Origin of the sequence: Chryseobacterium sp. 7 (genome assembly GCF_003663845.1) — a bacterium.
GTDB lineage: Bacteria > Bacteroidota > Bacteroidia > Flavobacteriales > Weeksellaceae > Chryseobacterium.
Map to the genome: position 1 here is coordinate 2,381,122 of NZ_RCCA01000001.1, position 15,428 is coordinate 2,396,549.

The following is a 15,428-nucleotide window of genomic DNA, read 5'->3' on the forward strand; positions in this document are numbered from 1 at the left end:
AATTTATTTTCGCAAAGGTACTAATAACCTCAGTTTATTTAAAGAAATTTTTTATAATTTATGCTCTATTCCGTTTAAAAGCATGGCAATAATTCCTACAAAAACCCAAAATCGTAAAATATTTAACGTAAAGAAGTTAGCCCTTCTGGAAGCATTAATAAGGAGATAGATACACAAGATCATAACAAAAAGCCCTCCGGCAAAATAATACGCCATGAATCCTGTAACTCCTGTTTTGGTGATGATCTTCATAGAAACCGCCATAGTGATCATCAATAAAACGGTCAGAATTATTTTGGTATTTCTGCTTTTAAAATAATTGGGAATAGTAGTATATCCAAATGTTTTATCTACACTTTTGGTAAGGGTATCTTTCACAATATCAATGCACAGTAAGATAAGAAAAAGGAAAACAGCCATCAGAAAGACTTTTTTGGAAAAGGTTTCATAATATACCATCATTCCAAAGAAAGGATATAAGGTAAGGCTGACAAAGGTAAGGTTGTTTAAGATCAGAATTCGGCTCAGTTTATGGCTGTAAAACCACATAAAGAACTGATATACCACAAAGAAAACAAACACATTATGGGAAATTGCCCACGCCACTCCTAAAGAAATAGCACTAAGTGTGAGGTAAGCGTATAGAAAGTATTTCTGCTTGATGAAGCTCTGTACCCTCGTTCTGAAAGGCTTCACAATATGATCTTTTTCCAGATCATAGAACTGGTTAATAATTCCTCCAGCAAGTATGGTAAGAACGGTACAGAAAATAATACCGTGTACTTTGAAATCAAAGACGAATTTTTGAAAGGATTCATCCTGGTTGAACAGGAAAAAAGTAGAAACATAAAGGGCAAACGTCAATAATGCAGCTACAAAAAAACGTGCTCCGAGGAGAAAGCCCAGGAATTGTGAAAATCTGTAAAATAAAGATTTTGATACATAGTTTTTAGATTGGAAAGTTTCTTTTTCAGAATTCATTCCAATCTGTTTAAAATCTGTAAATCACTTCTTTTTGGAAGCCTTCAAGCATTTTTTCTGCTTTTGCATAATCTTTGGTAAATCCTAAGATATAGCCGCCTCCACCGCTGCCGCAGAGTTTCAGATAATAGGCATTGGAATCCAGACCTTTTTTCCAGATATTAAAGATACTTTCAGGAATCATTGGACGGAAATGTTCATAGGCCCAGTGAGACAGTTTTTTCAGGTTTCTGAAGAAAGGATTCATGTCTTTTTTAAGGAAAGATTCAATACATGCGTTGTTATAACGGATGAATTCTTCTTTCAGGGTTTTACGGAAACCTTCTGTCTTCATTTTTTCAAAGAAAATCTGAATCATAGGGCCTGTTTCTCCCGTTATTCCCGAATCGATCAGGAAAATAGCTCCTTTTCCTTCTTCTCCTTCCGGAATATTTACCCGGTCTAAATTTTCTTTATTTTCGATAAGAATCGGCAGGTTCATATAACAGATCAACGGATCCATTCCAGAACTTTTTCCATGGAAATAGCTTTCCATTTCTCCAAAAACAGCTTTTAATTTTTTAAGATTATCTTTTGAAATGTTCTCCGGATTAAGCTTACTGATTGAATATTTTTCAAAAATAGCCGCTACCAAAGCTCCTGAACTTCCCACTCCATATCCCTGAGGAATATTAGAATCAAAGAAAAGTCCGTTTGAGATATCGTTTTTAAAGCTCTCAATATCCAACTTAAAATCGTCAGAAAGATCAAGCTTTGAAAGAAAATCAGAGTATTTCTGCAGGTGTCTGTTGGAATTAAGTTCAAAATCAGAACCCAGATCTGAAAACTTTAAAGTTCCTTTATAGAAACTGTAAGGTACTACAAGTCCCTGGGAATCTTCAATCATTCCATATTCTCCGAACAGAATTATTTTTGCATAAAATAAAGGGTTGGTCATATTGACAATAAATCTTTTTGCAAAGTTAAAAATTATTCCGCTGAATATAAGCAAAATTCAGGCCGAAATTTTTCTATTAAATATACAAAAAAAGCCTGATAATCTCAGGCTTTCATCATAAATTATTTAAAAATTACTGTTTAATCAGTTTTTTATTGATGGTTTGTTTCTCTGTTTCAACGGTAATCACGTAGTTTCCTGTCTGAATGGAAGAAAGGTTGATCTCCTGTTTATTCCCTTTCAAAGAAGAATCTGAAAGCACCAGTCTTCCTGCTTCATCATAGATTTTATATCCCTTCAGTCTTTCTTTTGATGACACGGTGATTATATTTTTGGCTGGATTCGGGTAAATATCAATTGAGTTATTTTTTATATTGATATCTTCTACAGCTAAAACACTGCAAGAAAAGTTTGCACTCCATCCATTTCCTGTAACCCCACCATCAGAAACAAATCTTACCGTAATGGCACCGGAAGGATCTGTAGAAGTAAAAGTTCCAGGCAATGTGCTTCCCGTCAGATTATTCCCGTTGGCGAATAATGGTGAGGCTGTAGAAGGTCCATTATATACATACATAAAATCATATCCTTGTTCCAGATCAAATGCTGTAAATGCCATTGTCATCGCTGAACCGGAAGTTGGATAAAATGTTTTTACCAGTTCTTCATTATCTCCATACTGCCCTGTTGAACCTCCTGTATCCAGGAACTGGGTTCCGTCACACCATGCTCCATCCGTTAAAAACAGCTGCGATAATTGAAATGCATTTGGTCCGCTGCAATCTGTTCCTACACTTAGTCTGTAGTATGTAGCGGGCTGAAGATTTGTAAAATTAAAGGAAGGTGCTGTTGCATTTCCGGAAGATATTGCCGTTCCGTTGCTTGTCGTCAGCTTATACTTCCATGATGTAGAGGAAGCATCCGTAAAAGTAGCGTTTGCTGAACTCTGTGTGATATTGTTAATCGCAAGATTAGAGATGGTTGTAGTACAAGATGTTGTACAATTGGTTCCAAGGCACCCTTTAGAATCTACTGTATTTCTGATCAGCGTTCCCGGCTGTACTCCAAAACCGTTTGCGAAGTTAATTCCTACACTGCTTAGCAAATGACAGTAGCTCATAATGGTACCGCCACCTGCCGGAGGAAGAGCCGCGGTACACCCTTCGTTGTTTCCTGATGCGGGCCCACAGCCGTCAATAGCTGTATTATTGCCATTCCAGAAGCAAGAGTGTGTATGTGGTGAACCTAAATTATGCCCAAGTTCATGGGTCATTACTTCAATATTCCAGGAATAGGTAGGTACGTTCTGATAGTTTAAATTCATTCCGCAATAAGAATATTTGTAAGTGGTGCATAGTGAATTAACATAAGCAATACTTGTTGTAGCGGGATTTCTTAATAACTGCGCTACATCTCCATTAAAAGTAGTTCTTGTCGTTCTGAATTGATTCAGAATGGTACTTGGTGACCCTGCATAAGGATCTGTAGTAGTCCAGACAAAAACTTCGCTTAAAGCTACATTCACGTTCTCATTGGCATATAGCGTTGTTACGTTATTATGCATGGCAGTTACCCAATTGGTTGTAGTAGTCGTATTACTCCCATTTTGAGTATACGGGCCGAAACCTACTTCATAGTAGATTCTTACACAGTTATCCGTTTTCTTTTTGCTGGTATTATTGGGATTAAAAACCGGTCTTTGAACCTGATTTTCTTTCAGCCCATCCACATCACAGGCAAACGGATTGGAACCTGTCAACTTAGAATCTGAATAGCTTACAAAATCTTCAGAATTTTTAGCTTTTCCTATTACAACATTTCCTAATTCAGGGGTAGAAGCGACTCCTACAATATCATCATTAAAAAAACTAAAGGCTGCAATAGAAGCATTATCTCCTTTTACAATCCCCTGATAATATACTCCCGGAGTATATTCTACGGCTTTGCCTTTTTCGGTAATTACTTTAAAATCGTTGGTTAAAATCTGATGTTTATACATTTCAACAGTGATCTGTCTGCCGCCATCAAAGGGAAAAGAGATTTCAAGAAAATCGGGTTTTTCTTTGATTAATCTTTTTAGTTCTGCAGGTTTCAGAGACATTACTGTGATATCTGTTGCGGCCTTTTTATATTCGGTTATTTTATCCGGGTTCTTATCAACGTGAAATAAATTGTAGGTTTTAACTTCTGTTTTCCGATTATGAAATTCCGAAACTTTTTGAGCAACGGGTTTTAAATTTTGAGAAAAACTCAAGATAAAACATTGTAAAAAACAAATTAATAGAAACTTTTTCATGATTTTGGTAATTTTGTCTATGGTTTTACAAATAAACAAAAAAAATCAACATATAGTGAAAAACAATCATTATATTCTAATAATTATAAAAACCAGATAAATAATTTAAACTAAACTCGTAGTGCATTATCAAACTAACGCAATTTTAATATTGTTCATTTTTCTATTAAAGACAAAAACATTTACAAATTGAATAAAAGTTAGTGCTGTTATTTTGCTCAATATCCTTGTCTTAAAGCCATTAAATGATTTTGCATAGTTGCTTCTAATTTTAAATTGATCACAAAGTTGAGAAAACAGGGTCTCAATTCTCTTTCTCGATTTTCTGAAAATATATTTCTGTTTTTGGTAATTTTTTTGATTGATTCTCATTGGTGTATCCAGTTTTATATTTGCATAATTGAACAAGTCAGATTGTACCTGAGCGGACAAATAACCTCGATCTCCGATCAATGTACAGTCATTAATTTGATGTTTTATATCCTGCAAAAAATGAATATCATGAATGCTTGCCGTAGAAATGTCAAAACTTTGAAAAACCCCGGAAACAGAACATATTGCATGCAGTTTGTAACCGTAATAATAACTGGACTGGGAAGCGCAATAACCTCTACTTGGAAATGAAAATTCACTTTCTTTACAAATTTTGGAGCGTTTTGCTCTTGCATTTCTACAAATTTCCAAAGGCATAGAGTCAATAATAAAAACGTTTTCAATCTCATTAAACCGAACAACTATAAGCTTTCGAATCCTTTCCAAATGCAGGAATAATTTCCTCTTTCTACGGTTGTAAACACTTCTTTCGATCATTCCGTTTAATTTTGAATTTGACAGATGTCTAAATAGCTGGTATTCTGAATCTATCGATAAATATTCTGCAGAAATATTAAGAGCAACAATCTCTAAATCAGACAGTTTTGGCTTAATTGGTTTGAAATAAAAGTTCTCATCTGAGATTAACTTCTTTAATTCATTTAAAATAAAATTGTAAATTGCATCTAGGTTATTCATTATGTATCAGATTGATAGTCAATACAATATACGAATTTTTCGTATTATGAATAACCTTTTTTATAATGCACTACGGGTAACTAAATATTATTTCAAATGTTTTTTATTCGTTAAAATAAAAAAAGACGTTAAAAATAACGTCTTTTAAATTTTATAGTGTTTCTCTGTCGGTTCTTATTTTGACCTTGAGAAATCTGATTAAAATGAGCCCAGCAGCAAAGAATACCGTCATAGACAATGCTGCAATACGCATATTATTAAAATGCTCAATTAATGTTGCAAAGATAAATGTCCCGATGATGATGGCAATTTTCTCCAATACATCATAGAAACTGAAATAGGTAGTATTTTCCATTGAGTTTTCCGGAAGTAATTTTGAATACGTGGATCTGGACATCGCCTGAAGTCCACCCATTACCAAACCTACTACTGCTGCCACTCCATAGAACTGGTATTCTACCGTAGGATTTTCTTTGTTCAGGAAATACGCCCATAGACATGCTACGATCCAAAGGATGATGGCAATGGAAATAACGTTTCTGTTACCAATTCTCTTAGATAGTCTTGAGAAAATAACGGCTCCGATGATGGCTTCAATCTGAATTACCAAAAGGGTTCCGATCAGTTTGTCCTGAGCAAGATTGATCTCACTCTTTCCGAATAGGGTTGCCATAAGGAAAATAGTCTGCATTCCCACACTGTAAAAGAAGAAACTGGACAGGAAAAATTTCAGGTTTCTGTCTTTGAAAAGCTCACCTCCTACTTTAAACAGTTCGTGGAAACTCTCTTTTGCAATATCTTTATAGAAGCTCAGATTGTCTTTCAATACTTCAAAGAACCCTCCCTGCTCTTCATGCTTTTTGAAGATGTTCTTGTAATTCAGCAATACCAAATCTTTGGGAAGTTTATCTTTCACATCTCCAAATTGAGGAAGGTGTTTGAATGTATATTGGGAGAACCCGAACCACCATGCTCCTGTTAAAAGGAAACTGATTCTTGTAAATAATAACTGCTGCGCGGCTCCTTTAGCAAAAACCTGAATCAGAACCAAACAGATTACTACTAACACTACAGACCCAATGTATCCGTACACATATCCTCTTGCAGAAAGTGCATCCTGCCTGTCCGGCGTAGCAATATCCGGCAGGAAGGAGTTATAAAACACCAAACTTCCCCAGAATCCAACACTGGCCGTAATACTGAATAAGAGCCCCAGAAATACATTATGCATCCCTGTAAACATGGCTAATCCCATACAAGATGTTGCTCCCAGGTAGCAGAAAAACTGCAGGAAAGATTTTTTATTCCCGATGGTATCTGCTAATGAAGATAAAAACGGAGACAATAATACTACGATAAAGAATGATATGGTAAGTGAATATCCGTATACGGCATCCGGCTGATATCCTTCTCCAAAAATTTTGATGGTATGCCTTACCGGGACATCAATCCATGTTTTGGTTTCTGCTATGTATTCCTTTTTCTCATACGCTGTGGTAAGAATAGAATAATAAATAGGGAAAATAGTAGAGGTAATAACCAGGGAATACACGGAGTTTGCCCAGTCATATACAGCCCAGGCTTTCATAATCTTCGGATTATTCTTTATGTTTTTAGGCTGTCGATTCTCAGTTTCAGACATTTCAAATATATATTAGTAGCACAAAAATAAAAAAACCATTAAGAAATGGATAAGTTTTTAAAAAAATTATCGATTCCTTAATGGCAATATATTCTGAAACAGAATATTAGATATTTTCAATTACGATAGCAGAAGCTCCTCCACCACCGTTGCAGATTGCTGCTGCACCGTATTTTGCGTTATTTTGCTTCAATACGTTAATTAATGTAACGATGATTCTTGATCCTGAACTTCCCAGTGGATGTCCTAGAGCTACAGCACCGCCGTTTACGTTTACTTTAGCGGCATCTAATCCTAAAATTTTGTTATTAGCCAATCCTACTACAGAGAAAGCTTCGTTGAATTCGAAGAAATCAATGTCAGAAACTTCCAATCCTGCTTTTTTAAGAGCGATAGGTAAAGCTTTAGCCGGAGCAGTTGTAAAGTTTTCAGGCTCGTGTGCTGCATCAGCGTAAGAAACGATTTTTGCAAGAGGTTTTAATCCAAGCTCTTCCATTTTTTCTTTGGAAACAAGGATTAATGCAGAAGCCCCATCGTTCAGAGTAGATGCATTAGCTGCAGTTACCGTTCCTTCTTCTTTTTTGAATACAGTAGGAAGGGTTGAAATTCTGTCGAAGTTTACAGCTTTGTATTCTTCATCTTCAGCAAAGATTACGGGCTCTCCTTTTCTCTGAGGAATAGAAACCGGTACAATTTCTTCACTGAATTTACCTTCGCTCCACGCTTTTGCTGATCTTTTGTAAGATTCAATAGCGAAATTATCCTGATCTTCTCTTGTAATATTATAGTCTGCCGCACATTTTTCTGCACATACTCCCATATGTACTTTGTTGTATACGTCTGTAAGACCGTCAAGTACCATTCCGTCAAGCATTTTGATATCGCCTAACTTGGTAGCTACTCTTGCGTTGTAATAGTGAGGAACTAAAGACATATTCTCCATACCTCCTGCAACAATTACTTCTGCATCTCCAGCTTTGATTGCCTGAGCTGCCATTGTTACAGCCTTCATTCCTGAAGCACAAACTTTATTCACTGTAGTAGAAGGTGTATTGATTGAAAGACCTGCACCTAATGCTACCTGACGAGCCGGTGCCTGGCCTTCTCCTGCCTGAAGAACATTTCCCATATAGATTTCCTGAACAGCATTAGGATCTAAACCAATTTTATCTAATGCTCCTTTTACAGCAGTTGCTCCCAGTTTTGTAGCCGGAACTGTTGATAAGCTTCCCATAAAACTCCCCATAGGTGTTCTTACTGCGGAAACAATGAATACTTCTTTCATGTATATAATTTTTATTTAGCCAAAACGGAACCAGCGTTCCATTTTTATAGTTAGAATTTATTTCACTTTTACGTACACTACGTCGAATGATGTTCCTTCAATTTTAGTATTCACTTTCAAAAGATTATCCTGAGTGGCTACTATTTTATTGTTGAAGACATCTCCTACCTGTGCAGGATCATTTTTATCAGACTTTTCCATGACAATCGCTTTGTAGTTGCAATCATCTATGAAAACCAATGTTGATTTGATAAAATCTTTTCCATTATTGAAATATTCGGTCTGAACATTATCTTTAATGGTCATATTCCATATGGATTCCGGGTAGTTTGCTCTTATAAACTTCCCTTCTTTAATGTTGGCACATTTAGCCGGATTATCCGGTTTTTTCTGCTCTGTTGTCTGAGCCTGAATCTGAATAGCTGCAGTCAACAGCATTCCTGCTGAGAATATTTTTAATAAGTTCATTTCTATATTTGTGTTGTATTATTAACTTTCTTATTTCCTCCTGAGAAAACCAGAAGAAAAGCTCCTAAAAACTCTACGATCCAGCCCCATCTCAGTTTAACGATTCCGGCAAAAGTTTCCTGCCAGGATTTGAATGGTAAAAAGCTGAAATATTGTAAAGACTGCATTTTTACAGCGAATAAGGTAAACGCAAATAAAAGAATAAGCAGAATACCAAAAAGCTTTACTATTTTCGCACTGTTATTCACAATTCCAAAAGCCGCACATGCACAAAGAATCCAGCATGCAACAGCCAGGTAATGATCAAGCTTCCAATAGTTCCAATTTCCTATGATTGGTACATGTACCAAGGGCAAAAAACTACCTGCAATTACTAACAGTAATCCTAATAACTGAATATTTTTCATATTTACTAAAGTGCCAAAATACAAAAAAAAACACACTTTTAAAGAGTGTGTTTTAAAAATAGAATTTCCATACCCGAACACTTGTTAGCTATAAAAAAGACTCGATATTTTTAATAATTACACAAAGAAAGAAGAAATTTATTGCTAAATCAAAAATTAACATTTAAGAGTTCTGTATCAGTCTGAAGTCCCTATTTTTCTTCAGAAAAGCATCGTTTCAAAAATCGGGAATAAAAGTATTCTTAACCAGCAGATTCCAGACAGCACAAGGATTTAAAATAAAAAAATTGCATCTTCTTTCAAAAATGCAATTTAATATCTTATTAATTTTTAATTAATGCTTTACGGATGAAACATCTTCCGGGTTATGTTTATGTTTAAACAATATACCAAAAAATATTGCCAGCACCAGTGCATAGATCGCGAAAGAAAGCCATATCTGCTGCCAGTCTTTTACCATCACTACAGCAGAAAGAGTTCCGTCTGAATTCACAGCTGAATTGAAACTGTTCTTTAAAATTTCCAGGAAAGTAGGATTATCCGGTGTCGTTTGAAGATAGGTAGACAGATCTGAAGCCGTTGTAAATTTATGTGTAAAGAATTTATCAATAGCCCATCCTGCAATATAACTTCCAAAAACAGCTCCGAAACCGTTAGTCATCATCATAAACAATCCCTGAGCCGAAGAGCGTATCTTTTTATCAGTAGTAGTTTCTACGAAAAGTGAACCTGAGATATTAAAGAAATCGAAAGCCATTCCGTACACAATACAGGAAAGAATGATTAATGAAAGCCCGAACCCGTCCGGAACACCATATGCAAAGAATCCGAATCTTAACACCCAGGCCAGCATAGACATCAGCATTACTTTTTTGATTCCGAATTTCTTCAAGAAGAAAGGAATTGCCAGGATAAACAGGGTTTCAGAAACCTGAGAAATTGACATAATGATTGTAGATCTCTGTACTACAAATGAGTCTGCATATTTCGGAAAATGGGCAAATTCACTTAAGAACACATCTCCATAAGCATTGGTAAGCTGAAGTGCCGCTCCTAAAAGCATTGAGAATAAGAAAAACAATGCCATTTTATAGTTTCCGAAAAGCTTAAATGCATTCAATCCTAACTGTTCAGATAATGGTGAATTTTTATCAATAAGCTTTTGCGGTGGGCATTTGGGTAATGTAAGAGCATAGATACCTAAGAGAATAGCTACAGCCCCTCCAATATAAAACTGTCCTTCTGTCGCTTTGTTTCCACTAAGATTGGTAATCCACATGGCTACAATAAAACCAATAGTTCCCCATACACGAATGGGTGGGAAGTCTTTTACAACATCCAGATTATTATTTTTCAGGATTGTATAAGAAATAGAGTTAGCCAGGGCGATCGTAGGCATGTAGAAACACATAGCCAGCAGCATCACCGAAAAGAAAGAATTCGGGTCTGCTGAATGAGGAAGTACGAAAAGAATGACCCCATACAGAATGTGTAATACTGAAAAAATACGTTCCGCATTGATCCAGCGGTCTGCAATAATTCCAGTAATGGTTGGCATAAATATGGAAGCAATTCCCATTGTTCCGAACACTGCTCCAAACTGCGTTCCGTCCCAATGTTTGGTGCCAAACCAGAAGTTAGCCATCGTAATCAGCCATGCTCCCCACACAAAAAACTGGAGAAAACTGAGGATGGTCAGTCGTAATTTTAAATTCATAGTTTATATAAAAAGTATCTCTTTAGTCAATTTTCTTTTTCCTCCTCTTGATTTCTTCCTGAATTTCAAGGGCGGTATCATAGTCTTCTTCTTTAACGGCATCTTCCAGTAATTTCTGAAGCTCTTCCATAGAAAGAGATTTCAGGCTGTCTTCCGTCTGTACAGTTTCTGAGAAGGACTGATCTTCTTTTGCAACGTCTTCCAGCTCCAGTAAAATTCCTGCTTCATTTAACACCTGCTGTGTGGTAAATATTGGGGCATCAAATCTTACGGCCATGGCAACGGCATCAGAAGTTCTGGCATCAAGGATTAATTCTTCTTCAGTAACTTTATTTTTAAAATTGATATTAGAAAAGAATACTCCGTCTACAATCTGATAGATTATGACAGAAATTAACTCATAATTGGCAGAAACAATAAATTTTGTAAATAAATCATGAGTAAGAGGACGCGGTGGATGTATATCTTTTTCCAGTCCGAGAGAGATAGACTGGGCTTCGAAATTTCCTATAACAACAGGTAATTTTATGTGTGTTTCTTCATGCTCCAGTAACAATGCGTACGCCCCTGATTGTGTCTGGCTGTACGATATTCCGCGAATAATTAGCTGCTTATAATCCATAGCTACAAATATAGATTAATTTTTTGTTGTGTTTTCACTTTTTTACGCAAAAATAAAAGCCCGGAAAGCCGAGCTTTTATCTATATTATTGATGATTGTCAAAAGTCAATAGTGAATTTTGCTTCGCAAGTGAATTATTTAATTAAAAATTACCAAGCAAAGCGAATTGACTATTCACAATTCACTTTCTTATCCTTTAATTGCTTTAATTTTCTCTGTCAATGCAGGAATAATCTGGAAAGCATCTCCTACTACTCCGTAGTCAGCAGACTTGAAGAACGGTGCTTCAGGATCACTGTTGATTACTACGATCGTTTTCGAAGAGTTTACTCCAGCAAGGTGCTGAATAGCTCCTGAAATTCCTACAGCCACATAAAGGTTAGGGGAAATTGCTTTACCTGTCTGTCCTACGTGTTCTGTGTGAGGTCTCCATCCGATATCAGAAACCGGTTTAGAACATGCTGTAGCAGCTCCTAAAACGTTTGCTAAATCTTCAATCATACCCCAGTTTTCAGGTCCTTTCATTCCTCTACCGGCAGAAACAACAACTTCTGCTTCTTTAAGGTCTAATTTACCTGAACTCTGCTCGTGAGAAATTACTTTAGTATCTTCATTGGCTACGGATAAGTTTTTCACTTCTTCTGAACCAGATACTGCATTTTCTTTAACACCGAAAGCATTTTGAGAAACGGTAACAATTACTCCGTTTCCTTCTGCTTTTGCATGCATGAAACCTTTTCCTGAGAATGCTCTTCTTTTTACCTGGAAAGGAGAAAGGCTTTCAGGAGCTTCCAGTGCGTTGGTAATTAAAGAATAGTTCTTCATTACAGCAAGCATAGGAGCAACGGAAGAGGCATCAGTAGTATGAGGGAAAACGATTATATTTCCGTCTGCCACTTCACTTACAGCCTGTGCAAATGCTTTTGCTGAGAAGTTTTTAAGACCTTCGTCTTTGATGTTGATAACGTTTGATGCTCCATATTTGTACAATAAATCTGAAGAATCTGTTGGGTTTACAGAGATTGCCGTTACGGTATCTCCAGCTTTATCAGCAATAGCTTTAGCGTAAGAAACTGCTTCGAAAGCTGCTTTTTTGTAAACTCCGTTTATATTTTCTGCGTATACGAATACTGCCATTGTTTTTAATTTTTAGGTTGTAGGGTTTAGGTTCCAGGGATTAGGTTTAAGAAGTTTGTATAAAACTGCTGCCTATCACCTCATACCTGTTATCTTTATTAGATTACTTTAGCTTCTTCGTGAAGTAATCTTACCAATTCATCCAGATTGTCAGGAGAAACCATTTTCACAGCAGCTCTTGGCGGAACGCTGTCATAAGATACGCCCTGAACTTTTACTTCTGAAGAAGACGGCTCTACTACCTGCAGAGGTTTTGTTCTTGCCGACATAATTCCTCTCATATTCGGGATGATAAGGTCTTTCTCATCTACCAATCCTTTCTGACCTGCAATAATTGCCGGTAATTTTACAGAAATAGTTTCTTTCCCTCCTTCAATTTCTCTTACTGCAGTAGCTTCGCTTCCGTTTACATCTAAACCTACTGAAGCGTTTACGAAAGGCTGGTTCAATAGCTGAGCCACCATTCCCGGAACAGATCCTCCGTTATAGTCGATAGATTCTTTTCCGCAAAGGATAAGATCATATCCTCCGTTTTGAGCTACAGCAGCAATTTCTTTTGCTGTAGAATAGCTGTCTTTCGGATCAAGATTTACTCTTACAGCATCATTAGCACCAATAGCTAAAGCTTTTCTGATCACAGGTTCTGTAGCAGCATCTCCTACGTTGATAACTGTTACTGTTGCTCCCTGAGCTTCCTGAAGTTTAACCGCTTTTGTCAACGCAAATTCGTCTAATGGATTAATTACCCACTGAATTCCGTTTTTGTCGAAAGCAGATTTATCTGCTGTAAAGTTAATTTTGGAAGTAGTATCCGGAACACTACTAATACAAACTAATATTTTCATGTGTACTATTTTATTTTTTCCCTTTAATGCATAAAATCATGACAGTTTATGCAGAGATTTTGTTTAAATTAATTTTTGCTAATATAAATAAAAAATATATTATGCATGCATAATACTTATTAAATTATTATTCAATACATTAGATGTAGTTACTTGGCTGGTTTTGTTGCCCTAAACTCTATTTTACTTGGCAAAACTCTTGGATTCATCTTCAAAATATCCAATATAAGATTCCCCATATCTTCGGGCTGGATCTTCCAATTATCCTTTTCAGACGGAATATTTCCATTAAAATGAGTAGCTACCGATCCCGGCATAATCACTGTAGATTTGATATTGTATTTTCTTAAATCAATCATGGCAGCCTGTGTAAACCCTACCACACCGAATTTTGAAGCGTTATACCCTGTTCCGTTTTCAAAGAAATTGGCACCTGCCAGACTGGAAATGGTAATATAGTATCCTTCTGTCTTTTTCAGTTCTTCTACAGAAGCTTTTAAGGTATAAAAAACACCGGTAAGATTGGTTTCTATCATATCATTCCACTCTTCTGCCGTCAGTTCGTCTACGGGCTTAAAAATACCCAGCCCGGCATTCGCAATAATATAATCCAGTCTTCCGAATTTTTCTACTGTATATTTCACAGCTTCCTGCTCGCTTTCCAGACTTCTTACATCGGAAACAATCCCTAGCACATTTTCTGAATATTGCTTAAGTTCTTCTTCTGCCTTCATCACATCTTCTCTTTTTCTTCCCGAAAATGCTACTGAGATTCCATTTTCAAGTAAAATCTTCGCAATCCCGAAACCGATACCTTTGGTTCCTCCTGTTATATAAGCTGTTTTATTTTCTGACATAGGCTTCAAAATTTTAATTCCCTAAAATAACAAAAACGCCCCAATTGGAACGTTTTACTGATACTAAGATTTATCAGGATTTATTTTTTAATGAATTTCTTATTGAATCTTCCTTTTTCTGTGTCAATGACAAGAATATAGTTCCCGGCAGCCAGTTCTGATACATTTACAGGAGCATCATTTTTCTTATCACCGGATGATATCGTTTTGATTGATTTTCCGGTCATATCTACAATACTTACTTGGGTAATTTTTGTCTCTTTTGAATCAATATTGATAAAATCTTCAACAGGATTTGGGTAAAACTTCAATTCCATATCTTTTAAATTAGAATCTTTTACATCCATGAGTTGTAATTCGGTATTAATTTTAATATTATCAATATAAGCGGATCCCGATACATTATTATGTACAAAACGCAGCTGATTGATATTCATAGCACCTGCAGCTATGCCTGTATAAATCAGATTCTCATTAAGGTAATACCTGACATCTGCAGCGGTTCCAACAATTTTAAATCTATACCAGGTATTAGGCAGCCATGTTGAAGGTACAGCAATCAGATCCTGTATTCCTGATATTGTATTCAGAATTTTCATCAGCCCTGTTTTATCAAAATCCAGTCTTATGACATACTGATCATCAACATCATTTACGCATTGAAAACCAAAATCAGAACCGTTAAGCTGTGACATATTGATATCAAATGATACCGAGAAGTTGTTGTAAGAAAGGGGGATTGAAAGATTATAAAATCCTCCGATAATAGGCTCTGACTGGGTTCCGTAGGTGGCTTCCTTTACAATTTTAAGGGAAGCACTTCCATCGCTGGCTTTATCTGCTGTAATAATCTGATGCGTTATATTTTCCGGCACACCGCCTGTAGGAGTGCTGATCCATCCCGCCTGTCCGTGAATATTTCCGGTACTGAAACCTTCACTAGGTTCAAATGATATTGCCTGTTGTGAAAAAATGCACATGTACAACAATAAAAACGCAATTGAGTAGTATTTTTTCATAGTAAATCAAGTTTTGGATTAAAAATATAAACTTTCCATGAATGGTGAAATAACTTATTGCAAATAAAAATTAACACTTTTATTTTCAGTGAATTTAATTTTTAAAGACATCAAAAGCACATTTCTAAAAGGCCATAATGGTATGAAATGGATAAAAAAATAAGGTATCTCTTTGCAGAAATACCTTATGATCTATTATTTTAG

Annotated in this window: 14 protein-coding genes; all 14 read right to left on the minus strand. The window is 36.1% G+C overall.

Annotation, left to right across the window (positions count from 1 at the left end):
- Positions 1 to 51: 51 nt before the first annotated feature.
- Entirely contained in the window at positions 52 to 981 is a 930-nt protein-coding gene (locus CLU97_RS10980) for a UbiA family prenyltransferase (protein WP_121487964.1), read from the minus strand.
- Positions 982 to 991: 10 nt separating this feature from the next.
- Positions 992 to 1,918 carry a mevalonate kinase gene (locus tag CLU97_RS10985; protein ID WP_121487965.1) on the minus strand — a complete coding sequence of 309 codons (927 nt, stop codon included), beginning with the start codon at positions 1,916 to 1,918 and terminating at the stop codon, positions 992 to 994.
- A 133-nt stretch (positions 1,919 to 2,051) separates the two neighbouring features.
- Positions 2,052 to 4,172, minus strand: a complete 2,121-nt coding sequence (locus CLU97_RS10990) for a M12 family metallo-peptidase (protein ID WP_228437650.1) — start codon at positions 4,170 to 4,172, stop codon at positions 2,052 to 2,054.
- 171 nt (positions 4,173 to 4,343) lie between these two features.
- A complete protein-coding gene (locus CLU97_RS10995) occupies positions 4,344 to 5,225 on the minus strand; it encodes an IS982 family transposase (RefSeq protein WP_121486905.1) in 882 nt (293 codons plus the stop codon).
- Between the two features lie 151 nt (positions 5,226 to 5,376).
- Positions 5,377 to 6,867 carry an MFS transporter gene (locus CLU97_RS11000; protein WP_121487966.1) on the minus strand — a complete coding sequence of 497 codons (1,491 nt, stop codon included), beginning with the start codon at positions 6,865 to 6,867 and terminating at the stop codon, positions 5,377 to 5,379.
- A 106-nt stretch (positions 6,868 to 6,973) separates the two neighbouring features.
- Positions 6,974 to 8,152: an acetyl-CoA C-acyltransferase gene (locus CLU97_RS11005; RefSeq protein WP_121487967.1), complete on the minus strand. Its 1,179-nt coding sequence runs from the start codon at positions 8,150 to 8,152 to the stop codon at positions 6,974 to 6,976.
- Positions 8,153 to 8,209: 57 nt separating this feature from the next.
- Positions 8,210 to 8,620, minus strand: coding sequence for a hypothetical protein (locus tag CLU97_RS11010; RefSeq protein ID WP_121487968.1), 411 nt, complete (start codon positions 8,618 to 8,620; stop codon positions 8,210 to 8,212).
- A gap of 2 nt (positions 8,621 to 8,622) precedes the next feature.
- Complete coding sequence (locus CLU97_RS11015; protein ID WP_121487969.1) at positions 8,623 to 9,027, minus strand: hypothetical protein; 405 nt, start codon at positions 9,025 to 9,027, stop codon at positions 8,623 to 8,625.
- A 334-nt stretch (positions 9,028 to 9,361) separates the two neighbouring features.
- Positions 9,362 to 10,744: a nucleoside permease gene (locus CLU97_RS11020; protein ID WP_121487970.1), complete on the minus strand. Its 1,383-nt coding sequence runs from the start codon at positions 10,742 to 10,744 to the stop codon at positions 9,362 to 9,364.
- Between the two features lie 22 nt (positions 10,745 to 10,766).
- Complete coding sequence (locus tag CLU97_RS11025) at positions 10,767 to 11,366, minus strand: bifunctional nuclease family protein (protein ID WP_121487971.1); 600 nt, start codon at positions 11,364 to 11,366, stop codon at positions 10,767 to 10,769.
- Positions 11,367 to 11,555: 189 nt separating this feature from the next.
- Positions 11,556 to 12,503 carry an electron transfer flavoprotein subunit alpha/FixB family protein gene (locus CLU97_RS11030; RefSeq protein WP_110010256.1) on the minus strand — a complete coding sequence of 316 codons (948 nt, stop codon included), beginning with the start codon at positions 12,501 to 12,503 and terminating at the stop codon, positions 11,556 to 11,558.
- A gap of 98 nt (positions 12,504 to 12,601) precedes the next feature.
- Positions 12,602 to 13,348: an electron transfer flavoprotein subunit beta/FixA family protein gene (locus CLU97_RS11035; RefSeq protein WP_121487972.1), complete on the minus strand. Its 747-nt coding sequence runs from the start codon at positions 13,346 to 13,348 to the stop codon at positions 12,602 to 12,604.
- Between the two features lie 149 nt (positions 13,349 to 13,497).
- On the minus strand, positions 13,498 to 14,205 hold the full coding sequence (locus tag CLU97_RS11040; RefSeq protein ID WP_121487973.1) for an SDR family oxidoreductase: 708 nt from the start codon (positions 14,203 to 14,205) through the stop codon (positions 13,498 to 13,500).
- A gap of 80 nt (positions 14,206 to 14,285) precedes the next feature.
- The gene (locus tag CLU97_RS11045) at positions 14,286 to 15,224 is read right to left on the minus strand and encodes a T9SS type A sorting domain-containing protein (RefSeq protein WP_121487974.1); all 939 of its coding nucleotides are present in this window, start codon (positions 15,222 to 15,224) and stop codon (positions 14,286 to 14,288) included.
- Positions 15,225 to 15,428: the final 204 nt, after the last annotated feature.

Bases quoted from the DNA above. Each gene is read 5' to 3' on its own strand.
- CLU97_RS11030 (WP_110010256.1), bottom strand. From the start codon at position 12,503: ATGGCAGTATTCGTATACGCAGAAAATATAAACGGAGTTTACAAAAAA.
- CLU97_RS10995 (WP_121486905.1), bottom strand. From the start codon at position 5,225: ATGAATAACCTAGATGCAATTTACAATTTTATTTTAAATGAATTAAAG.
- CLU97_RS11010 (WP_121487968.1), bottom strand. From the start codon at position 8,620: ATGAACTTATTAAAAATATTCTCAGCAGGAATGCTGTTGACTGCAGCT.
- CLU97_RS11000 (WP_121487966.1), bottom strand. From the start codon at position 6,867: ATGTCTGAAACTGAGAATCGACAGCCTAAAAACATAAAGAATAATCCG.
- CLU97_RS10980 (WP_121487964.1), bottom strand. From the start codon at position 981: ATGAATTCTGAAAAAGAAACTTTCCAATCTAAAAACTATGTATCAAAA.
- CLU97_RS10985 (WP_121487965.1), bottom strand. From the start codon at position 1,918: ATGACCAACCCTTTATTTTATGCAAAAATAATTCTGTTCGGAGAATAT.
- CLU97_RS11035 (WP_121487972.1), bottom strand. From the start codon at position 13,348: ATGAAAATATTAGTTTGTATTAGTAGTGTTCCGGATACTACTTCCAAA.
- CLU97_RS11040 (WP_121487973.1), bottom strand. From the start codon at position 14,205: ATGTCAGAAAATAAAACAGCTTATATAACAGGAGGAACCAAAGGTATC.
- CLU97_RS11015 (WP_121487969.1), bottom strand. From the start codon at position 9,027: ATGAAAAATATTCAGTTATTAGGATTACTGTTAGTAATTGCAGGTAGT.
- CLU97_RS11005 (WP_121487967.1), bottom strand. From the start codon at position 8,152: ATGAAAGAAGTATTCATTGTTTCCGCAGTAAGAACACCTATGGGGAGT.
- CLU97_RS11020 (WP_121487970.1), bottom strand. From the start codon at position 10,744: ATGAATTTAAAATTACGACTGACCATCCTCAGTTTTCTCCAGTTTTTT.
- CLU97_RS11045 (WP_121487974.1), bottom strand. From the start codon at position 15,224: ATGAAAAAATACTACTCAATTGCGTTTTTATTGTTGTACATGTGCATT.
- CLU97_RS11025 (WP_121487971.1), bottom strand. From the start codon at position 11,366: ATGGATTATAAGCAGCTAATTATTCGCGGAATATCGTACAGCCAGACA.